Source organism: Fuerstiella marisgermanici (assembly GCF_001983935.1).
In the GTDB taxonomy this organism is placed as follows: domain Bacteria; phylum Planctomycetota; class Planctomycetia; order Planctomycetales; family Planctomycetaceae; genus Fuerstiella; species Fuerstiella marisgermanici.
On record NZ_CP017641.1, the window covers coordinates 2,249,811 to 2,274,116 of the forward strand.

A 24,306-nucleotide genomic window follows, 5' to 3' on the forward strand; every position below is an offset into this window, starting at 1 on the left:
TTACTTTTTATGCACGCCACCCTGCAACCTGCTGTTGCTGACCTGATCGCCCGTGAGGACCTTTCGTCGGAGTCTGTCCAGAAGTGTATTGGCGCGATGATGGACGGGGAATGTGACCCCGTCGACATGGCGGCATGGCTGACCGCGATGGCTTGCAAAGGGCCTGTTGCCAACGAACTGGTCGGCGCTGCTCAAGCCATGCGCGACCGAGCGGCGCGGATTACCAGTCGACGGCAGCCTCTGCTGGACACCTGCGGCACGGGCGGCGACAAGCTGCACACTTTCAACATCAGCACGGCAACGGCGATCGTGTCTGCCGCCTGCGGCGTGAATGTAGCAAAGCACGGAAACCGGAGTGTGTCCAGCAGCAGCGGCAGCGCCGATGTTCTGGAAACGCTGGGCGTAAATATCCAGCTCACAGCCGAACAGGCGGCGAAATGCCTCGACGAAATCGGCATCGCATTCTGCTTTGCTCCCCTGGTTCACGGAGCAATGAAACACGCCGCCCCCATTCGCAAAGCGCTGGGCTTTCCCACAATTTTCAACCTACTCGGCCCACTCACAAATCCCGCCGGCGCTGAATACCAACTGCTCGGTGCCAGTTCGGATAGTCGAGCTCGCCTGTTGGCATCCGCGCTAAGCGTCCTCGGCTGCCGAAAGGCGATCGTCGTTTGCGGCAACAACGAACTGGATGAAGTCTGCCTGTGGGGGCCGACTGCGGCGTTCACGGTAACGTCCGGTGAAGTGACGCAGTCTCGCTGGACGCCGGAAGACTTCGGGCTGCCGACCTGTACCGTGGACGAATTGCGAGTTCAGTCGGCGGCACAAAGTGCGGACGTGATTCGGCGAATCCTGGAAGGTGAAACGTCGGGGGCAGCGGATATTGTCACCGCCAACACGGCCGCTGCCTTGCTGGCGGCCGAGCAGGCAACCAGTCTTTCGGAAGCTGTTGCGAAAGTGCGTCAAACCCTGGCTGACGGTGTCGCTGCCAGCAAGCTGAACGAACTGGTGGAGTGGACTCAGGCGGTGTAGGACCGTCTATTCGCTGACGTTGTCGCGGCTTAGCGCCATGTAAGCGGCAACGCCGCCCAAAGCCGCCGCGGCGACTCCGTACTTTTGCCCCGTACTCATACGGCGGACCCGATTTGACTGGCCCCGCACGATAGGCTTATCGCTGACAACAAGTGCGACGTCCTTCACCGATTTCGGCGGAGCGGTTCCGTGCCGCCATGTTCGGATCGGGTACAGCCATTCACCAGTTTGCAGCACGCACACCGAGCCGTGTGAAATCGCGAATGAAAACCGGCCGTCCGCGTCGGTCTTTGCCAATGCAGGGACAGCAGATTTATTCTGGGCTGACTGAATTCTGACGCCGACTGTCACGCCAGTGAGACTCTTGCCAGCTGCGTCCAGCACGCGTCCCTGCAATGTACCCTGCGGCGACAATTCGACGTTGAGCAGTTCGAAGCGATCAGCTTTCTCACCGGCACCAATACGGGAATCCAGTTTGCCAGCAGGGCCGGCATCGGATCCGTGAGCGAAAGAAGTGATGCAGGCAGCCAGAAGCATGACGAGAGCGGGACGATACATTTCTTCATCCTTGAAGAACGACACCGATCGTGAACTTTGATCGACGTCATGAGGCGTAGATGCCTTTTAACTCGTCCAGCCGCAACAACTGCCCTTATCAATGGCAGCCGAAAAACGAGTCACAGCGGCAGATGCGGAATCCACTTTGCCCCTCTTACCTGATCGATACCTGTGCTTGATAAGCCTTGACGAATGCAACCATCGTGCGGCCCGTTACTTCCGCAGGTCGTACTCTTTAATCTTGCGGTAGAGCGTGCGTTCGCCGATGCCCAGCAGTCGAGCCGTTTCTTCGCGGTTACCGTCGGTTAAGTCGAGGGCTCGCTGGATGTAGTACTTTTCGACTTCGCTGAGCGGTCGGCCGATCAGCGCGTCAGCACCGCTGGCTGCATCGCCTTCAGAACTGCCGTCGTCATGAGCCACCAGCGGCGCGATGTCGGCGGGAAGCCCGTCGACATCCAGCAGCCCGTCGGTGTCCATCACCAGCATGCTTTCGATGGTGTTCCGCAGCTGCCGGATGTTGCCCGGCCAGTGGTAACTTAACAACGCCTTGCGGGCTGTTCTGGAAAAGCCCTCCACTTCCTTGCCGATTCGTTTCGACAGATCCTTCAGAAAGTGTTCCATCAACAGCGGGATATCGCCCGGCCGTTCTCGCAGCGGCGGCAGATCGATGGCGACAACGTTCAGCCGATAGTACAGGTCCTCGCGAAACGTTCCTTCGTCCACCATCTTTTTCAAGTTGGCATTCGTCGCCGCCACCAGACGCACATTGATGTCCAGTTCGTCGTTGGCGCCTAGCCGAGTGATCTTGCGTTCTTCGAGGACTCGCAGCATTTTCACCTGCGTGTCCATCGGCATTTCGCCAACTTCATCCAGAAACAACGTGCCGCCGTTGGCGTGTTCGAACTTGCCGATTCGCCGTCCGGACGCGCCGGTGAACGCCCCCTGTTCGTGACCGAACAGTTCGCTTTCCAGAATGCTGTCCGGCAGCGCAGAAATGTTCAGCGGGACGAATGGCTTGCTCTTGCGATGGCTGTTTTGATGAATGGCCTTGGCGACCAGCTCTTTGCCGGTCCCGTTTTCGCCCTGAATCAAAATGGTGGAATCCGTCGGCGAAACGTTCTTCAGGATCTCAATGATGCGATGCATCTGAGAACTGTTGCCAATCACACCTTCGAACCCGAAACGTTCTTCCAGAGAACGTCGCAGTTCTGCGTTGCGGCGAATCAGCCGCAATCGCGCCGATGCTTTCTCGACGGCCGACCTTAGTTCGCTAATGTCCAGCGGCTTGGTCAGGTAGGTGTAGGCTCCGTGCTGCATCGCCGTGACAGCGGACGTAATTGAACCGTGTCCGGTCAGCACGATGACTTCGGCGTCGGGCAATTCTTCCTTAACCTGAGTCAGAATTTCCAGTCCGTCGACGTCATCCATCTGCAGATCGGTCACGACGACATCCCACGATTCGCCGGACACCATCTTCGATCCCGCCGCGCCGGAACCTGCCACTCGACATTCGCAGTTGATGCGTTCCAGACTTTCGGCCACTGCCTGCGCATGACTTTCGTCGTCGTCCACGACAAGCACGCGGACGGGAATGGAACTTAAATCCGGAACGTCATTTTTGCCGTCGGCCATGTGTTATTGACGGGTCTGTTTGGTTTTTGAGCCCATTCAGTTAATGGGCTCGTTGGTTAACGGGCAGCAGAATTGTAAAGCGAGTGCCACGGCCGGGTGCGCTGTCGCACGCGATGGTTCCGCCGTGAGCTTCGATGATACGACGAACGGTCGGTAATCCCAGCCCACTACCGCCGGAACGTGTGGAAAAGAACGCCTGAAACATGCGCGTAACGGTTTTTTCGTCCATACCTTCGCCGCTGTCGATCACCTCAAGCGCAATTTTCCCACCACGCATCATCGTCAGAAGTTCCAGTGTCCCCCCATCCGGCATGGCCTGCAATGCGTTGCGAGCAAGGTTGCGGAGCACCTGCTTGATGAGCCCGGGGTCCAGCCTCGCGATCGGCAAGTTGGCATCCAGCAGCGGCCGCAGCTCAACCCCCCGACCTTCGGCCTGAGGCGTCAGAAACTTCAGAAACTCCTGAACCTCGTCGTTCAGACTGCATTCGACCAGATCAGGCTCGCCAGCCTTCGCAAACTGCAGGAAGTCGTTGAGAACGTCTTCCATGTTCAGACATTCTTTTTGCAGCTTTGCCACCCGGTCGATCATACGACGCGAATTCGGCGACGCCTCGGCATCCAGATCTTCCGCCAGCAATTCCAGATTCATGCGAATCGTAGACAGCGGATTACGAATCTCATGAGCCAGACCGCCAGCGATCGTTGCCAGCTCAGTGGTCTGAGCCTGCAAGCGTTCGCGTTCGTCAGGTTGTAGGTTTGAATCCATTGGCCGTACTGAATTCAGAGAATCGTGATTCGCAGTCTAAGAGGGCAGAACGCAGATACGTTTGCAAAATTCCAACCGTGTGCTGATGCGCCCTCATCGTCCTTCGTGGCCGCAGCATCTGCGTTAACGCAAGATCCGCGAACAACGGACGAGGAGAAAACACAAGAACGAAAAAGAGGCCCGGCCTTCAACAAGCCGGGCCTCTTCCCTTCGGTCACCCGTATTCACTGTTCCGACTAGTCGTCGGTGTCATCTTCGCCGTCGCCATCGGTGCCGCCCTGTTCGGCCAGCACAGCTTTGCGAGACAACTTCACTCGGTTCTGATCGTCGACAGCAATGACTTTCACTTCCAGAATGTCGCCGACGTTGCACACGTCGTTGACGTTCTTGACGAAGCCGTCAGACAGCTCGCTGATGTGACACAGTCCGTCTTTGCCCGGTGCGATTTCGATAAACGCACCGAAGTCTTTGATCGATGTCACCTTGCCGGAATAGATTCGGCCAGGCTGAATTTCTTCAGTCAACGCTTCGATGCGAGCCAAGGCTGCGTCGGCTGCTGCACCGTTGACGGCGGAAATGGTGACAGTACCGTCTTCGGCGATGTCGATTGTCGCACCGGATTCTTCCTGAATGGCACGAATCGTCTTGCCGCCAGGACCGATCAGCAGACCGATTTTTTCCGGGTTGATGGACGTCTGAACCAGTTTCGGAGCTGAATCCGAAACAGAAGCTCGTGGGCGTCGAATGCAGCTTAGCATTTCGCGAAGCAGTTCTTTCCGAGCCTTCAAGGCCTGATCCAGCGTCGCGCGAATGATTTCTTCGCTGATGCCTTCGTTTTTCAGGTCCAGCTGAATGCCGGTCACACCGCGACCGGTACCGGCCACTTTAAAGTCCATGTCGCCGAAGTGATCTTCGTCGCCCATGATATCCGTAAGCAGCGTCCACTTGTCGCCTTCGTCGACGATCCCGATTGAGATCCCCGCGACAGGCTGCAGAATGGGCACTCCAGCGTCCATCAGCCCCAGTGTGGCACTACACACAGACGCCATGGAACTGCTGCCGTTCGATTCCAGAATGTCCGAGATCACTCGGATCGTGTATGGAAACTTGTCGTCCGCAGGAATCACCGAAGCGACCGATCGTTCGGCCAAACATCCATGACCGATTTCTCGACGTCCTGGTCCTCGAATCGGACGACATTCGCCGACCGAAAACGATGGGAAGTAGTAGTGCAGCATGAAGCGTTCTGAGAATTCTCCGAACAGTCCGTCGCTACGCTGCTGGTCACGAGTCGAACCCAACGTGATGGTCGCCAGTGACTGAGTTTCACCTCGCGTAAAGACGGCTGAACCGTGAACTCGTGGAAGAGTTCCGACTTCGCACTTCACGCTACGCAGGTCGGCTGGTGCTCGACCGTCGAGGCGAGTTCCGCTAAGGATCAGTTCGCGAACTGCCTTGGCTTCCAGGCCGTAGAATGCGTCTTTGAACTGAGCCTTCGTGAGGCCATCTGAGGTTTCTTCGGCGTCGCCTGGAAAGTATTGCTCCAGCAACTCGGCCTTCAAAGCACTCATCGCTTCGCCGCGTTCCTGCTTCTTCGTGATGCCCTTGGCGGCTTTCACTTTGCTTAGTGCGCCGGCGAGTTTGTCTGTGAACGGGTTCTCTGGTGCTTCCGGAATTTCCGGTTTGCCAATACCCAGTTCTTTAGCCAGATCTTCCTGCAGTTTGCACAACTGCTTGATGAACTGATGAGCGTGCATGATGGCGTCGCCCATTTCCTTTTCAGGAAGCTGATTGGCAAAGCCTTCGATCATCAGGATCGATTTTTCCGAACCGGCCACGATCAGATCGAGCGTGCTTTCTTCCATCTGGCTGACGGTCGGCATCAGGATCAATTCGTCATTGATCATGCCAAGTCGTACAGCGGCGATGGGGCCCTTGAACGGCATGCCGGAAATCCGCAGAGCGGCGCTGGCACCGTTGATGCTAAGGATGTCCGGGAAGTTTTCACCGTCGCAGGACATGACATTCGACATGATCTGCACTTCGTCGCGGAACCCTTTAGGGAACAGCGGACGAATCGGGCGGTCAGTCAAACGGCAAGTCAGAATTTCGCGCGTGGTCGGTCGACCTTCACGCTTCAGATAGCCGCCGGCAAATTTTCCAGCAGCCGCCAAACGTTCGCGATAATCGACGGTCAACGGGAAGAAGTCGATTCCCGGTCGGGAAGGACCGGTTTGAGCAGCAACGAAGACGCTGGTGTCTCCGTACTGAACCATAACGGCACCACTGGCTTGTTTGGCCAGTTCGCCAGAGCTAAGCGAAAGGGTACGTCCCCCGAACTCACATTCAACAGTGACTTTTTTCACGATCATTCCTTTTTCCGGTCCTACCGGAGCAAAAAGACGGCTGATCGCAGTTCAAAAAGTCAGATTTTCGGCACGTGTAGCAACTTCACGGCATCAAAACAGCAAGCCGCAGATCATTATATTCTGCGAAGTCACGCGAGATCAGGACTGATCGTGTCGTTCTGAAAAGCCGGATGACTTTCCCCGCCGGGACATCCGCGTCCTGGCATCGACATTCGCGTTCAGGGTTAAACAACCTATTAGAAACTCAAACCCGTCAAACAATACGCCTGCAAATTCCGACAACTTTAAAGTTACCCCAGGTGGCGGCAATCCGCTACGAACCTGCGGCAGCAGTCAAACTGGTGGCTTTGGCCACCGACAAACATCACGAACAAACAAAGAAGGCGTTGGCCAAAATTGAAGCCAACGCCTACGCAATTACTTTCGAATACTTAAACGACTCAACATTTCCAAATACTGATCCGGTACATTGTGTTTTAGATAGTCCAACAGTCTACGCCGCCGACTGACCATCCGAAGCAAACCGCGACGAGAAGAATGGTCCTTCTGATTGTCTCGCAGATGCTCCGTCAATACATTGATTTGGTGAGTCAGGCAGGCAATTTGGATCTGAGGTGAACCGGTGTCGTTGTCACTTTGTCCAAACTCTTTGCGAAGCTGTTGCTTCACGTCTCGTGCAATTGGCATATTCAGTCAAAACTTCTGTAAAACGCAACTTCTTAGCTGCTGTCCACTGACGGGACGCTTCAGTAGTTGTGGGGCTGACAAACGTCATTCACCGTTTTTTTGGCGAACAACACTGGTCTGCACCCAACCGCCGAAATCCTGCAACGTCAGTCTGGAACGGGTAAAAAAACAGCAGAACCGACGCCGATTCCGCCACTATCCCCGGGATTGTACCGCGAATCGCCCGCCGATCAATGCAGATTGACACTTCATCGGTCGGCATCCGCCGGGATTTGACGAAAACCCGTTCAACCGCAGGAGAAACGGCAACCGCGTCTTGCAGCGGAAGATCAGCCGAAACAGCCTCGGAACAACACCTGCCGAGGTGCATCAATGCTGGTAGCGGCGTCTATTCGTCGAACAGCCCGGAGCCATCAAATAGCCCCGACCCGTCAATCGCTTCAAGCTGAGCGTCGCTGAGTGAGTGGTCGACCGGAGCGTTCTTGCCGCCAAACAGGATTTCCTGCGTGTCTGTCTTGATGCTCTCCAGATACGCTCGGAGTTCCTGGTACAGGTCGGAGGTGAATTCTTCCGCCTGAATCACGGCCAATGTGCAATCCAGGACCTGCTGATCGCTGACGGCGTCCGGATCGAGTTCCTTGGCAGCAACTCGCAGCTTACTGAGCTTCGGCAGGTAAGCCTGCGTCAGATGCTCGCTTAATTCGCGGGCAAGGTAATCCGCTTTTTTGAGCCGCTCCTTGAGAGGAGTTTCGCTGATGCGCTCGTTCAGTTTCATCTCAGCACCTTCCCTCACCAAATGGACTTCTCTGCAATTCGCAGCGAATCACTCTGGCGGCAGCCAGCGAGGTGCCTTCTCCTTATAGGCATTCAATGCCAACGCCACCCGTTTTTAATGCTGAATGGATTCACGAGCCAGCTGCCGAGCACACTTATAAGCGTGCTTGACCGTGAAGACTCGCGATTCGATTTGTTCGGCCGTGAAATAACGACCGGGCTCGCTGTCGGGCAACCCCGCCAACGAAAGTGTAAGCGGTAACAAGTCCAGGAACTCTTTGTACCGGCGTTGCTGATCAGACGGATCGGCCATTGATTTCTCGGCTCCTGATGCGTTTGACGGGATCTTGCGTTTTCGTGGAGTCGTGATGTCAACTACCCTCCTGGGCGGCGATTACGGTGCTGCTGAATAATGGCTGCGGCCGGGTTGATCGGCGCTGCACTTTCTCCTTCAGCCGCTGCTGGCTTTGGTTCCGGTGGCTTGGCTCCTGTCTCAGATGGATCCGGCAAAGAAACGGCAGTTGTTTCTGCGGCCGGCTGAGGCTGCTCCGCAACCTGTTGCGGTTGTTGCTGATCGGGATATCCGGGCATCTGCTGACCGCGATATGGCTGTTGTTGAGGATACATCGGCATCTGACCGGGCATGCCAGCGTAAGGGTATCCGCCGTACATCTGAGGATATCCCATCGGCTGCTGCATCATCGGCTGATACGGCACCTGGCCGGGCATCATCATCGGCTGTTGAGCGATCACAGTTGTGTCGCCACCCACGTTTCCGCCTGGCATTTGCGGCACCGCTTCAACAGGTTGAGCCGGCGCGGGAGCAGCGGACGCCTGGGCATCCGGAGCGATCGTCTGTTCCGGCGCGGGTTGTTGGGCCGGCATTTCTGTGTTTGGTGTCTGAATAGGCTGCATCTCGGTCAGCGTGTCCGCTCCTGCAACCACGGTCTCTTCTGATACTGCTGACAGGTTACCCGTCACGTCGCTGTTGTCGTCCTTAACGCCTTCGCCTTCCTTCACTACGACGCGAAATTCAAGGCTACCGACAATGACTTTGTCGCCAGGCTGAAGCACCACTTCTTTGCGGATTCGCTCGCCGTTCACCATCGTGCCGTTGGTGCTGCCGAGATCTCGCAATCGAGCTGAAAAATCGTCGACGGTGAAGACGCAATGATGCCGACTCACCAATTCACTGTTGGGACGTAGCTGGCAATCGGTCTCACGTCCGATCAGAAATTTCTTTCTGTCCAGAGGGATCACCTGACCTGCATGTTTGCCACCCACAACATGAAGTTCGACGTTATACATAAAGCTAAATGCTCCTCACGGGCTGGCATGCGCAGCGGAACAGGCCCGTGACAGTTCCAAAAGTTTTTTGACACACTTGCTTAAAATGTAACGAATAACCGAATTTACTTCCAGTAGTTCGTTCAATTTGAAGGACGGGAAAGCCGCATTGCTGTCGGTTTAACGCGATCGCAGGGTTAGTCAAAACACAAGGTCATCTGCATCCTGCGAACTCAACATCCAACTACCTGTTCATCGGAACCCATCTGCCGGTGGAGAGCGTTATTCCGGTTGTAACACGGAATTTTATTCAATCCACCGCAATAAGAAAACGGGGCGAACGGCCAACAATCAACCGCGAAACGCTCCCGATTCAGTATTTTTTAGGCAAGAGCGACCAATTTGCAAGGCTGGAAGGGCCGCACCCGGCGTCAACGACAACGGCCGCTCCGCCTACCTGAAATTGGCCCTCGGCAACGCCCTGATGCTTTCAGGGCAATCCCCCGCACGCAGATTCAGGCATTGACTCAATAGTGTATACCCTCTCCCCATGGTGTGACGCCGCCGTGACGAAGAAGGGATTGTGAAAATCAGCCAGCCAATCACTGGATCAATGCCCAAATGTGCCGGGCACGGCTATTCTGTAGCGCGAACGTCGTTCGTCCGTCTCCCGCTATCGGTAGCCCGAAAATGCTATTCAACATTCGATTGTCGGTGCTTGTTGCACTCCTGTTGGCATTCAACCCCATCGGCGTGCAGCGTGCGAGTCGCGTGTCTGCTGCCGAAACGACGGCGCCATCACGTCCGAACGTTGTGTTCTTCTTCATCGACGACCTGGGCTGGGCGGACGTCGGGTATCAAGGTTCTGACTTCTATCGGACACCAAACATTGATGCGCTGGCCGCTAGTGGATTGGTCTTCACCGACGCCTATGCGAATGCTCCCAACTGTGCGCCCAGTCGAGCATGTTTGTTGAGTGGTCAGTATTCGCCGCGTCATGGCATCTACACGGTCGGCGATCCTCGACGCGGTAACGATCGGTTTCGCAAGCTTGAGCCCGTCGAAAACGACACGGTATTGGACGACCGATTTGTCACGTGGGCTGAGGTGCTCGGAGCAAACAACTACACGCTGGCCAGCATGGGAAAGTGGCACTTGGGAGCGGACCCAACAAAACAGGGCTTCGATATCAACATCGCCGGTCGCGAATGGGGCAGTCCCAGCGGAGGCGGGTACCACAGTCCTTACAAATACCCGAACCTTGATCAACCTGCGAAAGGAGAATACCTCACCGATCGCCTGACCGACGAGGCTATCAGATTCATCGATACCAATCACGACAAACCATTCGCGCTGTATCTCACTCACTACGCCGTGCACACCCCAATCCAGGCGAAGGCTGACGTTGCCGCCAGGTACTCGGCCCTGCCTGCCGGCACTCACCAGAAGAATGCAAAATACGCAGCGATGGTCGAAAGTGTGGATGACAGTGTTGGACGAGTGATCGCGAAACTCAACGAACTGAAAATCGCCGACAACACGGTGGTCGTCTTCTATTCAGACAACGGCGGCTTTGGCGGAGCGACATCCAATCATCCGCTGCGAGGAGCCAAGGGCATGCTGTATGAAGGCGGAATTCGTGAGCCACTCATCATCCGCTGGCCGGGTGTGACAAAGCCGGGCAGCCGCTGTGACGAACCCGTCATCGGCGTAGATTTGTATCCCACCTTCGCCGAAATGACGTCGTCGAAAATCGCCGACAACTACGAGTTGGATGGCTTAAGCCTTGTCCCGTTGCTGCAAGATCCGACGGCATCGTTGTCGCGGGACGCTATTTTCTGGCACTTCCCCTGCTACCTGCAGGGGCGAGGCGACCCAGCCGGTGGCCCTTTCCGGACAACTCCAGCCGCCGCGATCCGAATGGGTGACTGGAAGCTGATCGAATGGTTCGAAACCGGCCGTCTGGAACTCTACAACCTGGCTCAGGATATCGGCGAGTCGAAAGATTTGAGTCAATCGAATCCTGCTAAGCGAGACGCCTTGCACGCTCGCATGAAGCAATGGCGGTCGAAGGTATCCGCCTCGGTCCCGACCACCCCGAATCCAAAGTACGATCCGAACGCTAAACCGAAACGCGGTCGACAACAAAAATGAATCGGTTGCTCGCCGACAGCTGCAGCTCCTTGATGAGCGCCGGCCGCCTGCAGATCCCCTCCCAGCCGCAGGCAAGGGAGGGGGCGGACGAGCGCAGCGATGTTCGGGGGAGGGCGTGACATAACCCGGGCCGAATTCTCGGGCAGTTGGCTCGGCTACGAACGCGACAGTTTGTTGCGTTGCGTTGCGGGATTCGATTGCTGAGTTTCCGCCCTGCCGGGCCAATCTCAGTTTCACAATCCGAAATCTTTCTTCGTCACCTCTGCACCAGGCCATCGTCGGCCCGTCCCGCAAAAAGTTGCCCAAGGGGCCGATCGCCCGAAGCAAAATCCGCCACGGTCTGCGCGCCAGCTATTTCACCACCTTCACCATTCCCGCTGCTTCAGCCGCAGGTTCCGGGTCTTCGAACGGCAGAGCTTTCAGAAACTCAACCAGATCATCAATTTGGTTTTCCGACAGTTGACTGGTGACGCCGTGCTTGTCGTCCGCATTCTGAGTCGTCAGGACATCCTTTAGCGTGGCAGCTTTGCCGTGGTGCAGGTACGGAGCGGAGCGGTAAATCCCCAACAGCGTTGGCGTGTCATAGGCGGGCTCCATTAGCTCTGACGGATCGTCGTTCCCGGTGCCCACGTCGTGCCGTTTAAAGCTGGCGACGTCGCCCGGCTGAGAATCGCAATAGTATGGACCAGAATGGCATTCCGCACATTTGGTCGCCGACGATTGAAAGATTTTCTGGCCGCGTTTGGCCGCGTCTGACAGGCCTGATTTCGAATGCGGACTCAACGTGAATTTGTGTGAGTTCGCGTACACCGCGATTGCGTCCAGCATCTCACTGCGACCACTGATCCTGTCGGCCAACGCGTCCGGCAGACCTCCTTTAACAAAGCCTTTGCCTTGCATCAGTTTGCCCTGGATTGTGTGCTCAAAATCCTGCACTTCATCACGATCCGCCGACCAGTGAAGCGGGTGAGTCCACGCTAATCCTTTCAACGATTGAGTCTGGCGAAGGCCTTCCGGCTGCTGCCATGTACGTCCATCCGGGTCGCCATCAATGTGGCAGCTTGAGCACGAAATCCACTGCCGTCCCGACATGGGCTGCAGCGCCGTATAGAACAGGGTCTTTCCTAAATGCAGTTCCTTCGAAAGCGGATTTTCCGTCGTCTTCGCTCGCTCCGTCACCTTCAAATCCGGCAGGCTGTACGCAACAAGTTCGAAATCCATTGCGTTATAAATCAGCATTGAATTGCCATCAGGAGTAATCCGAACGGCTCGCGGATTGTTGCCTAGCCGGACAGTGGCCACGTAGGTGAGTTCCTGATAATCGTCGTCCTGAATTTGTGCGACGTACAGATCATTTGTGCCACCGAAAACGGTGAACAAAAACTGCCCGTCCGGCGAAACCGCGACCTCCCACGGATTGGCGACGACTCGTGTGCCACGAAACGTGTCCATCGGAATCCGCACGCGCCGTCCGGCGTTATCACCGCCAAACGTGGCGACGCCGACGTAAGGAAAAATCGATCCGTTGCCATGTGCTGCCGTAATCTTGGACCGTGCGTGAGGCAGAAATGCTTTCGGCCTGGTGGGATGAAGCGTCACCTGCCGCGCGATGTTGTCCGTAGACGCTCCGGTGAATTCATCGACAACCTTGCCCGTGTCCGTTGAAATTTGCAATAACCGAGTCGTCAGATATTCAGTGACGAACAGGGACTTCTGATCTGGCGTGAGTGCGATGCCGCGTAGCATTTTTCCGACCGACCATTCCGCGTCGACTTTCCACGTTGACGTGTCGATGCGAATGACCTGGCCTGGATATTCCAATGTCGCGTACAGGTACCGGCCGTCTGCCGAACTGACAATGCCGTACGGTTCGTCGAATACCGAAACTCGGCGTGAAACCTTGCCGGTCTCCGAATCGACGATCACCACTTCGTCGCTGCCATACACGCAGCAGGCAACCATCCCTGATTGCCCAATGAAAACGGTTCCTTCGGGATGCAGGCCGACCTCGACTTCGAACGTCTTTGCCAGCCCGTCTGCTTCCAGAACAGTCACCGTGCCGCTGTCGCGGTTTGAGCACGCAATCAGACTTCCGTCGTGGTTGATCGACAACAGGCTATTGGAGGAAGCGCGTTCGGAGGCCACAGCACTGCCTGCCTGAAACGCCACGGCGACGACAACGGTGGCCAGCAGCAAACTGCTGCTAAGCAAACTGCCTCTAAACAGTTGAGGACGTCGCAAGTCTGTGTTCTTCGTCGAAGGGAAAACGTGATTCCGCATTTTGATCCTCACAGGAAAAGAACGTGTCGCGCAGCAAATCGTTCACCGCTTCCGAACAAGTTTAGCAAGTGCCTGCTTCGGCGAGAATTGCCGTACTGAATCATGCAGCGAAATAGTTTGCTGATCGCGCCAATGGCCGCCCGCTGTGGCAGGATTTCATGACGCTCGTAGGGCATTCGGATCTATGACCAACCGGAAAGTTTTCTCAGAATCCTGCGGTCAGCATTTTATCAGCCCGGAATTCACAGCCATGCGTTGGTTTCTCTTCGAAGACAGCTCCGTCGAACAACTCTACCCGATCGCCCTCGCGCGGCCCGTGTTCGAACTCATTTGCGGACGCGAAGGTCTGCGGCGGCGCGTTCAGCGATGGTTCCCCTCCGCCGAATGGGGGGCCGTGATTCGTCCGTGGCTGGCCGACGTGTATCGCGAAGAACAGCCGTCCGCCATCGTCAATCAGTTTGACGGCATCGGCTCGTCGTCAGTACTGATGATCAACGGGCGCTGGATTCCCGATCGCCGCCTCACCATTGCCGACGTCACGATGGAGAATGTCGGCCTGGTTGATGGGCAGATCGCCTGGATTGCCCTCGAACCTGAAGAAGCGAGCCTGCTGGACAGTCTCGACTTCGAACAGGTCCTGCAAGGCATCGCGCGCAGCCGTCGCGTGGTCGAGGCGTCCGGCACAATGATGAATCGCCCGTGGGACCTGATCACCCGCAACCCGAGGCAACTGGAACTGGACTTCGCGGACGAAGGTGTGTCGCAACATCTGTCTGCTGATCAGGTGAAATACCTGGGCGACCCTTCAGATATCTATGTCTCTGAACAAACCGAGATCGATCCATACGTGGTTATCGACGCGAGGCAGGGTCCCGTGTCGATTGATCGCGACGTGCAGATTCAATCGTTTTCAAAAATCGAAGGTCCCTGCCACGTTTCGCGTGGGGCGAGAATTTTCAGAGGCGTCGTCCGCGGTGGCACGACCATCGGTGCATGGTGTCGTGTGGGCGGCGAAATCGAACAGTCAGTCCTGCATTCGTACGTCAACAAATATCACGAAGGCTTTCTGGGACACAGCTACATTTGTCCGTGGGTGAATCTGGGAGCGATGACGACGACTTCCGATCTGCGTTGCGACTACAAAAACGTCGAAGTCCCGTTGCAGGGCGACCTGATCGATTCCGACACGATCAAGATCGGGTCATTCATCGGCGATCATTCCAAAACCGCCATCGACAGCATGTTCAACACGGGCTCATCGGTCGGTGCAATGACGGTCGTCGTGCCGGGAGGCCGATTACTACCTCGTCACATCCCTTCGTTCTGCAATGTTAGCTTCGGCAACCTGGCGATGGACTGGCCTCTTGACACCGCCATCCAAACTGTTCGAGCCGCCATGCAGCGTCGTGATTGCGAACTGACCGCGGCAGGCGAAAACCTTCTGCGAAAGCTGTACGAACTGACCGCCGAAGAACGCATCGCCGCCGTGAACCTCGCCGCCGAAAACAAAACCGTCCGCCCTCAAGGCTAAGCCCGCGGCCGGCAAATACGACTGGCCCAATTTGAAGCAAGATTAGCTTTGCGGAATTCACGTTCACATCGCTCGCAATCGCATCGAAAACGTTGCGTATTGCCTACAGGCTCTTGCCATTCGGGGTGATGCCATAGTGGATGGTGCATTCCGGCAATTTCGTTTTCAGCTCACGCACGCCAGCTTCTGTGACGCGCGTGTCCATCAACCGCAGCACCTTCAATTTGCTTAGCGGCTCGAGATGAACCAAACCGGCATCTGTGATTCCCGGGCACGCAACCACTGCCAGTTCAGTCAGCGTCTTGATTTCCCCGAGAGACTTCAGCCCGCCGTCCGTGATCCCCGGGCATTCCCCGATTTTCAGCATTTCGAGCGCCGATAGAGCTGCCATGTGTTCCAGGCCAGCGTCGCTGATTGGGCGGCCAACGCATTCAAACCGCTTCAGCGTTGCCAACTGCGATACATGAGACAAACCGCCGTCGGTAATGTTTTCCGGATCCAGCACCACGCTTTCCAGGTGCGGCAATTGTGCCAGCTCCTGCATTCCCTCATCGGTTAGCATGGTGCCGGCAAGATGCAGTTCCGTTAGTGCAGGAAGCGACTGCAAATGAGCAAACCCGCTCCCGGTAATGTTGCTGCATTCCTGTACGGCCAGGTGCTGCAACTTTGTCAGGGCAGAGATCGGCTGCAGACTTTCGTCAGTGATTGGCAACCCAAAGAACTCCAGATGCTCACAGTTTGAGGCAGCGGATAACGCTGTGATGCCTTTGTCGGTGAGGGGCAGGCTGGTGAGTGCGATTGAGGTCAACTTGTTGGTGTCCACTTTCGAAAGCGCGGCCAGTCCAGCGTCGCCGACTAAAGTCTTGGTCATGCTAAGGTTGGCTAGACCGGTCAGCTCCTTCAGCGACTCAAATCCCGCATCCGTGATTTCAGAGCACTCCATAAACGTCACGGATTGCAAATCTCTGTGTTCAGAAAGAACCTTCATGTCTGCATCCGACGCCTGTGCTCCTACAAAACTGACTTCGATTACCTTGCCGCTGTCATCCTTTCTAAGCCGCACAGACTTTTCGCCAACGGATGTGGGCTCGGAATCCGTGGAACTACACCCCATGCTTCCAATCGCCAGGACGAAGATCAGCATGATCGCCCGCTGGACAGATTCAGTTCGTGACAAGTAACGCTGGTGCGACATAGAAGAACCCTGTTAACTGGTCGGGGAAAGCGTGGGGGAAACATTTTCACAAGGGCAGACATGTGTCGCGTGTCACAACGGAGGGACAGTGACTTGTAAGCTCGCCACTGTGTTCCAGAAAGGCTTCAAAGGTTTGACGAACGTCGACATTGCGTGGCCACTCATCGAATTTGCAGTCGCTAGAGCAGTTTACCTTGTGTCGTGGACAGTTCGGGCTCGTGGCAAACAGCATCCATAGTACGAAACGCTTGTTCCGCGGCCACATGTCAGCGGAACACGCTGTAACGCGACACAGCTTGGCGAGAACGCCAAGCTGTGCAGCCGGATTGCAAATTTCAAATTAACGGTGTCTACAAATCAAAGTTCGCGTCAGTGGAGCCACCACTCGGCACACTGAACGAAAGCTTCGTCTTCTCCGGGTCGCTAAATTCAGGCGGCAGTAGCGGCTTAACACCTCTACCGCTAGAAGCAATGGCCTGTCCCATGGCAGCCATCTGCTCAGGATCATCAGCAATGGCGGCAGGTAAACCACTGGCCCCCACCTTGGCTTCGGGTAGCTTAGAGATATAGACTTTACATTCGCCAACCGGAGCTCCTCTTACCAGAGAATACTGACCGCTTTCTTTGGTCTTTCCGAAGCCTTCGAAACCATTGGCCACGAAAAAGACCTCAGCACCAACGAGTGGCTTTCCGTCCAGCATCACAGTGCCTGAGATTGGCGCCATTTCAGGCCCATCCGGACTACCACTGCATCCGGTCACGCCAACTGCCAGCACTGCAATGAAATACCATTTATTCATCGTGTCACAAGTCCCTCTATTTCTGACAAATTTGAAAATTAGAATTCACCGATAACTTCTCCGCCACGGATTGACTCCAGTGCTCGCAGCAGTGATCGATCTATGTTCTCACTGAGAAATCGCACGCTGCCGTCCCCCAACAACGTCTGACAGCCTCCTGTATGCTTGCTTCCTGCACCCCAGGCATACGGATATGGGTTACCGCCATACGTTTCGTTGATACGCCTGTTGTACGTGCAAATGAAGTGAGTGTGCGTGAAGGCCTGAAGGAACGGGCCATAGCTGGTACTGGCTTTTTGCTGCGGCGTCTCGATCAACAACATCGTGTTCGAGGTTCCATCCTTGATGTCAGCGATGCGAGCCGAGCGGTTGATACCGAACGCAGACCGATTAGCGCTGGAATTTGCCGACCAAAGCCTGCCAGCATTGTCGTCGTACTCGCTCGTCTCATGGACGAATCCATAGTTCACGCGTGTGAACTCCGTCGACGCATAAATACCAGTGCTGGTGGTTGAGTGAGGGCTGTCATAGATGGGATCGCTCGGGCAATACTGAATCGGAATCACGACTCCATTGAGAACATCTTGCGTTCCGCCTCCACCAACGCCTTTCCAGTCTTCTTTTCCTGTCGGCAGACTGAAGTCGATCTGGCTGTAAAGCGGTGCCTGATCCATGTAAGGCAATAGAAGCAAGTAGCCAGTCGTATTGCGAACCATGCCGGCAGGAACAAATTCGTCCGATCGATTGCTACCGGGGTTAATGCACGAAGGAGGAAACTGGCCGGCAACATCGTGATAGTTATGGAGCGCCAGCCCCCACTGCTTCAAATTATTCTTGCACTGGGTGCGCCGTGCGGCTTCTCGAGCTTGTTGCACGGCTGGCAACAGCAAGGCAATCAGGATCGCGATGATAGCAATCACCACGAGCAGTTCGATTAATGTGAAACCACGCTTGGAACGACTTTTCATTCTAAATCTCCATTGACGAATACAAAAAGAACTCTGGCGTTTGCAGTCCGACTGCAAGCCGCAAGGCCTGCCCTTACAAAGCAACAAAGTGTGAAAACCGCACTCGACATTTCTAAGCAATATCGTGCCTGTGCAAACCCTGACCGGCAGCTTCTGCACGTAGTGTGCCAAAAACGAAGAACAGCTAAGCACAGATTTGCTCGCCGGAATCGCAATGCACTGCGCAGCGGTTAAATAACAGGTATTCTGGAATGCAAGACTGGACCATCACCAGGTGCCCGACTCGGCAATTGCATCAATTTCCAGCAGTATTGCCCGCATTCCTGGACCTTAGGCAATTAGGCCATGGATCTCCGCATGCGATATGCACACCCAGGAAATGCACGCGGGATGGTGACTTCTCAGCGCAAACCAAAGCACGACCAGCAAGTGCTCAGCAAAGTATTGGCTTTCCGCCAGCGGAATACTGTGTAATCAATACCGCCTACCGAGTTGAACTGCCAACGTCGTCTGCGGAATTGTGTAGCATCTCGCAGGCCTTAGTTGCTGCCGCGATCACCACGTACGCACTCAGGTTAGACAACTGAAATCTACCCGCAGTCGACTGTTTCATGCCGTAGGTGCGATCCGGTCTCAGGTTCGCGCAGAACGCGTGCGCGACGAACACGCGTTCTGAATTGGCGTTCGCTTGGCGAGCCCACGGACTGCACAATACCCTTCGGCGCATGTGAGTGCCGTAGCAGCGGCGCGTGCTGCATTGGCTGCCAGTAGGCATTGGGTGAGGTATTCGGCGGCCACAGCTTTTGGACTAAGTGGCTGCGGCGCCAGCGTTAGTTACCGTGAGCGCTACGCCGTGACTGGTCCTCACGCACAGTCGACTGTGAGCGGGTGCGGTCGAACAAATCAGTGTCGGAGCGGGACAAGACGTGTGCTGCAACGCTTGACGCCTCCATTACGCAGAAAGACGGAAGACGCGACTAAACGCGCCTCCCGCGGAACTGCGTTAAGGCGGCCAAAATATGGACTCTAACCAACGTTGTTGACGTGGATGTCCATCTGGGGGAATGGGATTCCGATTCCGGCTTGGTCCAATCGGTTTTTGACGGCCTCGGTGAGTTCCTCTTTGACGCCCCAGAATTCGTCTGCGGTTGTCCAGAAGCGGACCGTCCAGTTGACGGCGGAATCGCCGAGCCCACCCAAAACGACCTGATAACCTCGCCCGTCGCCTTCGACCATTTTGTCCTGCAGCGATTCGGCTGCACTGTTCAGCACTTCGCGAGTTTCGCGCAGGTCGGCGCCGTAGTCGCAGCCCACCGCGACGTCGACGCGGCGTTCCTGGTGGTGTGAAATGTTTTCGATGGTGCCAGCTGTGATCGAAGAATTCGGAACAATGATGCGGCGGTTGTCCGGCGTATCGAAGATGGTTGTGAACAAATCGATCTCATTTACCTTGGCCGTTACGCCTGCGGCGTTAACAACGTCGCCCACTTTGAATGGACGGAACACGAGCAGCATGATCCCAGAGGCGAAGTTGCCGAGTGTGCCCTGGAATGCCATTCCGATGGCGAAACCGGCAGCGGCAAGGATCGCGGCAAAACTTGTGACCTGAAACCCGAATCGGCCCATCACTGAGACCAACACGCTGATCATGATGCCGTAGTAGGCCACCTTGCCGACGAACTTGCCCAGCGTCTCGTCAACTCGTCTTCGTATCGGCGTACTAACGATCCGCGAGACAAACTTCGCGACCATGTAGGCAACGATGACCAACAGAATAATCTGAATGGCGGGCAATGCGTACTGCTGAATCAGTGGCCAGGCTTGTTCGAAGTCGCCTCGTTTCAGCCCATCAAGGGCATTCTTAACGTCTTCGCCGGCCTTCGTTGCGACGCTTTCAAACTGCTGCTGAGTCTCTGCCGATTCTTCCTGAAAGGGGACCATCCTTGGCTACTCCTGGTGTTCTGACTGTAGGTGAATTGCTTTGTCTGGCCCGCAATCGATCGTTCAAAACCTGCGCAGTTGCGCAGGGGGTAGGTTATCGGCGAGGCGTTTTTGTTGAAAGATCAACGTGCCGCAGCCAAAGTGGTCCGAGATATCGCTACTTTCCCAGCGCACTCATCCCGTGCGGTGCGAAGTGAATCATCTGAGCAGCCCCTTTGCCGAATTCGTGATTAGCCTCGCGCGGGACTGCGGCTCGAAACCCTTCGCGAAGAACGCGTAGATGTTCTGTGTTACCGGTGAGGGTTCCTTCATACGCCAGAGCCTCAACAGACAGCATGAACAGCGGGTACGGAGCCTTCGACGACAGTGGGCACGCCGTATAGCGGAACGTCATGACGTCTTCCTGCCAGCACTCGCGAATCATTTGGTCAATGCCCGCCGTGATTGCCTTCAGCACCTCGGGATCGCCAGTCAGACGATGATACCGCGACAGGGCACACAGCGTCATCCCCTCCATAAACGGCACATTCCCTTCGCAACGTTCGTCGTCGTCTTCATGCAGACAATGGCCTTTGGCGAGCCGAACCACCCAGCCTCGGTCCCAGTCGATTTCGCGTTTCATCACCTGCCAGTTTTTCGTGGCAGCCTCGAGGTACTTCTTGTCGCCAGTGGCTTCGTAAGCATGCAACACCATAATCATTGGCCAGCCGATCGCTCGAATATGGTCGCCATATTTCGTCGGCATGTGCCGAACCATCGCGTCGGCCATCTGCAGCGCCACTTCGCGGCCTCGCCGGTCACCGGTTAAGTGGTAGTAGTCCAAATCCCCGGACAGCCACACGTGCCCGAAGTTTGTGCTGTGTCCCATCTGATAGGTTTTGCTGACCGGCAGTGGAGCATCTTCGTAGTAGCCGCCGGTATGGTTCAGGCAGTGGAGCCAGATTTCTCCGCCCTGCGGCGGTGCTCCCCACGGATTGTTCAGATGCGGATTCGTTGCGTGGACCACGTCGACGTCGATGTGATGTCGAGCTGCCTGCTCGGCGCGGGAGAAGTAGCGTCGGTCGCCGCTCCGCAAATATTGTAAAAACAGGCCGTGAGCCAGGTCGTATTCGAGGTTCCCCCAGTTGACTCGCCGTTCTCCAAACCAGTCGCCGTAGTTCAACATGCCGTACTCGCGCACTTTGTCGCGACGAGCGAGATGAGCGTCAATCGCGTGATCCAACCACGCGTCATAGCCAAAGAATTTGGCCGGATCGGCTGGCAGTAAGCGACCGGCGGCGTTCGTGCTGCACGCATACTCCGGGTCGCATGTCGCCAACAGTGGGTCTTCGGCGGCTGTGTAGAAGTCTGCGAGCGACTTTGGATCATCACGTCCCGAAAGAAACCGAAACCACATTTCGTGAGTCTTTGCCAGTCCCACCTTGAACGTGTGTTGCCCATCGCGAATGTGGTAGAAAAGTTTGTTCTCTTCTTCCAGCGGCTTGTTGGCGTAAAGTTTAGCGGGCAGTTCCGGGCAGAGGCCAATACTCTGCGACGTGGCGTTGACCGTCAGACTTTTGGGCCAGTTTTGCCACAGTTCACGCAGTCCAATCGCCACGCCCGCTTCATCGTCGCCGCTGGCAATCCAGCCGGGAGCCCGTTCACCCGCCGGCTGCCCGTTGTGCTCATAGTGGCGTTCATCGGATTGAAACAATCGATTCTCACCATTCGCCGCTGCGGCAGGTTGTGTTTTTGCGTCGAGAACACTCCAGCCACTGCGAGAACCAGAACGGCGGCCGCTCGGTTGGTCGACGTACACTTCGAGCTTCTTTATCGACGTCATCAAAGACGCCTGGTGATCATTAATGAACGTATAGCTACAGCGCACCCAAGGCTTGTCACGGTAGGCGTGCAGCCGGACAACATAACGAAACAGTGAACCGTCGTCCGACACATGCTTCCCTTCAAACCGGACGCTGGCACGCAGCGGGCCGGACGCTTCAATCACGGTGCTCTCCGGCGCGCCGAGGCGAAATTCATTTCCCAGACCATCCATCAGCAGCACGCCCGAATTCTTGTCGTGCAGCAACAGCTCGTCCTGTGAGACACGTCGGTCGTTGTTCCGATCCAAACTGACGCGTCCGAGCAGGCTGGCATGATTCCCGCCGGGACGCAGTTCGAGCGGTCCGGTATTGATCAGCACGCTGCCATCGTCTTCCTGCCGGATGGAAACCGGATCGGGCACTGCAGTTGACGTTACGCCCGTCCCGAAACGAAGTTCCAGAGTTCGGCGCTGCTTCGCTTTGAGGTCGATTTGAAAGTCGAGCAGCAACCAACGGATCGAACCGTCCGGCCACGTGGCCAGAGTTTCTGTTTGCAGAGGCAGCTTCTGACCGGCATCGGTCGTGAGCACGACCTGATCGGCCTCCGTGAGACTTCCCTGTGCGAATGGGATGCCCGAAGTCACGGGCCAACTTTGACGATCAACGCCACTTGGTTCTTCAACCGTTATCGGAACGGTTCCTGCCTGAACTACGGACGCGGCAGTCAGCAGGATGGCGACGGTAGTAACGCTGTTGCGAAGCGACATCATGGTGTGGATTCTTTTCGTTTGGTGAGCTGTGCCTGGTAAAGGTTGGCAGGTTTAAGCTGGCGATTTTTCAGAGGCTCGAACCATCGACCCTTAACGTCCGTGATGGCAGCTGCGCTGGACGACACTCCGACCATGTTCATCAGGTCCGGCCCCCAGCCTTTCGGCCAGGTCTGCGGTTGGCGTGAGCGGATGTTCCAGAACGTTTCCCACGCGCCAGAATGACGGCCCAGTGCTGAGCCGCCGCCCGATTGAAACATGCGCGTCCCTTCACCTAAATCAATGTCCGTAGACAGGTTCGCGTGGTTTGCGTAACGATGGTGATCGAAGCAGAGATCGACTCCGCTACCATCGGCAGCGACGTTGCCCGCCGAACCGTGAGTGACGGTGATGTCGTGCATGAAATGCGTTCGAAATTCGAAGCCCGTTAGCAGGTTGTCCTGGCCGCTGAGAGTGATTCCATGGTGACCGGTCACTTTGCGGCTGCGTTCCGGAGCGCGTTCTGAGTCGAATTCGATACCGCTTAACGTCACATTCGCGCCTCGGACAAAAATGCCGCTGTCCGAGTTGTGAATCCACAGGTTGCGAGCCCAACAATTGCGAACGCCGCTAAACGCCATCGCGTTGTAGCCCAGTTCAGTAAAGTGGCCTTTGTACGGTTCTTCGGGAAATTCAAAACCGAGATCTTCGATGCCAACCTCTTCGACCGTGCTTGCCGCCGATGAAATTCTCGGCTTCCACTCGCGACGAACGTCCGTCCGCAGCGGCCGATCAAAGTCAATCCGTCTTGCGGCCTCGTCGATGTTGACGATGCGAGCGATGAAGGACACGCGAGTTCGGCTGCCGAGTTTTTCGATTGGACCGGGATCATCGGCATACAGGTAGCGAGCCAGCGTTTGCTGTTTGGTGTCGGCCATCTGCAAGCGGAACTCGTCACCGACCTGCAGACCGCTCACGTCAGACACGCTAAGTGATAGTGCACCACGCTTGGCGTCCGCGGTCACGCTTGCCAAAGTTTTGTCCGGTGTTGAACCGCTGATGGTTATGAATCCGCCCGACCATGAATAGTTGCTCGTCCGAGCTCCCCCCGTGGTCGCTCCCCAATTGGGTTTCACTTCGTTTAATGGTTTAGGGAATTTGAGGACGGACTGCCGACTACCCGCTCCCTTTAACGACGTGCCGGTTGTGTCGAACGTTAGAAAGTCGGTGATCACGTAGGTTCCCGGCGGCACCAGAATCGTCTTACCGGCCGACTGTGCGATGGCTTTCTGAAACGCTTTGGTGTCGTCTGTCTTGCCGTCGCCCGCCGCACCGAAATCTTTGACGGAACAATCGGGGTTGAGTGCCGGTAGGGGCTTCTTGCCCTGGTGGTACCCCGCCCAGGAAAAATCGGGCAGGCGACTTTCGGCCGTCCATTTTTCACCCGCACGTCCCCACAGTTCCGAGATCAGGGGCTCCGCCGCAGACGCAGCGTTGACGAGGACCGCCATCAAACAAAGGGCGGTCGCAGCCGAAATATTGGCCGCATGAGACATGGCGAAACGAATTCGAAACAAGTGATAACTCCTCAGAAGTTGCTGCCAGAAACGCTGCGAAACGTAGAGGCTTCCGATCATGCGACGGGAATTTGAACAGGGAAGTAGCCGTCGGTATCGGACGGCTCGGACAGTTACGTGGCACGATGTGAAATTGTCACGGGAAGCTTTCGAGTCAATTTTTCGTCCCGCAGCATCTGATGAGCGCGCATGGCAGTTCTCTGCGAG

18 protein-coding genes are annotated in these 24,306 nt (G+C 56.1%); 3 read left to right on the top strand and 15 right to left on the bottom strand.

Annotated features, from left to right (window positions below; all coding sequences use genetic code 11):
• Positions 1-9 precede the first annotated feature (9 nt).
• Entirely contained in the window at positions 10-1,032 is a 1,023-nt protein-coding gene (gene trpD, locus Fuma_RS08490; RefSeq protein WP_077023748.1) for an anthranilate phosphoribosyltransferase, read from the top strand.
• Positions 1,033-1,038: 6 nt separating this feature from the next.
• Here the strand turns inward: trpD and Fuma_RS08495 are convergent, their stop codons facing one another.
• The 8 genes from Fuma_RS08495 to Fuma_RS08530 all read right to left on the bottom strand — a co-directional run bounded on the left by Fuma_RS08495 (position 1,039) and on the right by Fuma_RS08530 (position 9,126).
• Positions 1,039-1,590: an Ig-like domain-containing protein gene (locus Fuma_RS08495; protein WP_145944057.1), complete on the bottom strand. Its 552-nt coding sequence runs from the start codon at positions 1,588-1,590 to the stop codon at positions 1,039-1,041.
• A 213-nt stretch (positions 1,591-1,803) separates the two neighbouring features.
• Positions 1,804-3,222, bottom strand: coding sequence for a sigma-54-dependent transcriptional regulator (locus Fuma_RS08500; RefSeq protein WP_077023750.1), 1,419 nt, complete (start codon positions 3,220-3,222; stop codon positions 1,804-1,806).
• Positions 3,223-3,262: 40 nt separating this feature from the next.
• Positions 3,263-3,988 carry a two-component system sensor histidine kinase NtrB gene (locus tag Fuma_RS08505; protein WP_077023751.1) on the bottom strand — a complete coding sequence of 242 codons (726 nt, stop codon included), beginning with the start codon at positions 3,986-3,988 and terminating at the stop codon, positions 3,263-3,265.
• A gap of 236 nt (positions 3,989-4,224) precedes the next feature.
• Entirely contained in the window at positions 4,225-6,360 is a 2,136-nt protein-coding gene (pnp, locus tag Fuma_RS08510) for a polyribonucleotide nucleotidyltransferase (RefSeq protein WP_077023752.1), read from the bottom strand.
• 414 nt (positions 6,361-6,774) lie between these two features.
• The gene (gene rpsO / locus Fuma_RS08515) at positions 6,775-7,044 is read right to left on the bottom strand and encodes a 30S ribosomal protein S15 (RefSeq protein ID WP_077023753.1); all 270 of its coding nucleotides are present in this window, start codon (positions 7,042-7,044) and stop codon (positions 6,775-6,777) included.
• A gap of 388 nt (positions 7,045-7,432) precedes the next feature.
• The gene (locus Fuma_RS08520; protein WP_077023754.1) at positions 7,433-7,819 is read right to left on the bottom strand and encodes a hypothetical protein; all 387 of its coding nucleotides are present in this window, start codon (positions 7,817-7,819) and stop codon (positions 7,433-7,435) included.
• A gap of 114 nt (positions 7,820-7,933) precedes the next feature.
• Positions 7,934-8,131, bottom strand: coding sequence for a hypothetical protein (locus Fuma_RS08525; protein WP_077023755.1), 198 nt, complete (start codon positions 8,129-8,131; stop codon positions 7,934-7,936).
• A 62-nt stretch (positions 8,132-8,193) separates the two neighbouring features.
• A complete protein-coding gene (locus Fuma_RS08530; protein WP_077023756.1) occupies positions 8,194-9,126 on the bottom strand; it encodes an FHA domain-containing protein in 933 nt (310 codons plus the stop codon).
• 669 nt (positions 9,127-9,795) lie between these two features.
• Here Fuma_RS08530 and Fuma_RS08535 point away from each other — a divergent pair.
• Positions 9,796-11,259, top strand: a complete 1,464-nt coding sequence (locus Fuma_RS08535) for a sulfatase (protein ID WP_077023757.1) — start codon at positions 9,796-9,798, stop codon at positions 11,257-11,259.
• A 351-nt stretch (positions 11,260-11,610) separates the two neighbouring features.
• On the opposite strand, the gene Fuma_RS08540 is transcribed toward Fuma_RS08535, so the two are convergent.
• The gene (locus Fuma_RS08540) at positions 11,611-13,539 is read right to left on the bottom strand and encodes a beta-propeller fold lactonase family protein (RefSeq protein WP_077023758.1); all 1,929 of its coding nucleotides are present in this window, start codon (positions 13,537-13,539) and stop codon (positions 11,611-11,613) included.
• A gap of 250 nt (positions 13,540-13,789) precedes the next feature.
• Between Fuma_RS08540 and Fuma_RS08545 the strand changes: the two genes are divergently transcribed.
• The gene (locus tag Fuma_RS08545) at positions 13,790-15,070 is read left to right on the top strand and encodes a putative sugar nucleotidyl transferase (protein WP_077028186.1); all 1,281 of its coding nucleotides are present in this window, start codon (positions 13,790-13,792) and stop codon (positions 15,068-15,070) included.
• Between the two features lie 103 nt (positions 15,071-15,173).
• Here the strand turns inward: Fuma_RS08545 and Fuma_RS08550 are convergent, their stop codons facing one another.
• From Fuma_RS08550 to Fuma_RS08580, 6 genes are all read right to left on the bottom strand, one after another.
• On the bottom strand, positions 15,174-16,265 hold the full coding sequence (locus Fuma_RS08550) for a leucine-rich repeat domain-containing protein (protein ID WP_145944058.1): 1,092 nt from the start codon (positions 16,263-16,265) through the stop codon (positions 15,174-15,176).
• A 350-nt stretch (positions 16,266-16,615) separates the two neighbouring features.
• On the bottom strand, positions 16,616-17,065 hold the full coding sequence (locus tag Fuma_RS08555; RefSeq protein WP_077023760.1) for a hypothetical protein: 450 nt from the start codon (positions 17,063-17,065) through the stop codon (positions 16,616-16,618).
• A gap of 38 nt (positions 17,066-17,103) precedes the next feature.
• Positions 17,104-18,033: a DUF1559 domain-containing protein gene (locus tag Fuma_RS08560; RefSeq protein WP_077023761.1), complete on the bottom strand. Its 930-nt coding sequence runs from the start codon at positions 18,031-18,033 to the stop codon at positions 17,104-17,106.
• 1,026 nt (positions 18,034-19,059) lie between these two features.
• Positions 19,060-19,974 carry a mechanosensitive ion channel family protein gene (locus Fuma_RS08570; protein ID WP_083731905.1) on the bottom strand — a complete coding sequence of 305 codons (915 nt, stop codon included), beginning with the start codon at positions 19,972-19,974 and terminating at the stop codon, positions 19,060-19,062.
• 157 nt (positions 19,975-20,131) lie between these two features.
• A complete protein-coding gene (locus Fuma_RS08575) occupies positions 20,132-22,546 on the bottom strand; it encodes an exo-rhamnogalacturonan lyase family protein (protein WP_077023763.1) in 2,415 nt (804 codons plus the stop codon).
• Positions 22,543-24,099 carry a glycosyl hydrolase family 28-related protein gene (locus Fuma_RS08580; RefSeq protein WP_158520913.1) on the bottom strand — a complete coding sequence of 519 codons (1,557 nt, stop codon included), beginning with the start codon at positions 24,097-24,099 and terminating at the stop codon, positions 22,543-22,545. The genes Fuma_RS08575 and Fuma_RS08580 overlap by 4 nt, the downstream gene beginning before the upstream one ends.
• Positions 24,100-24,306: the final 207 nt, after the last annotated feature.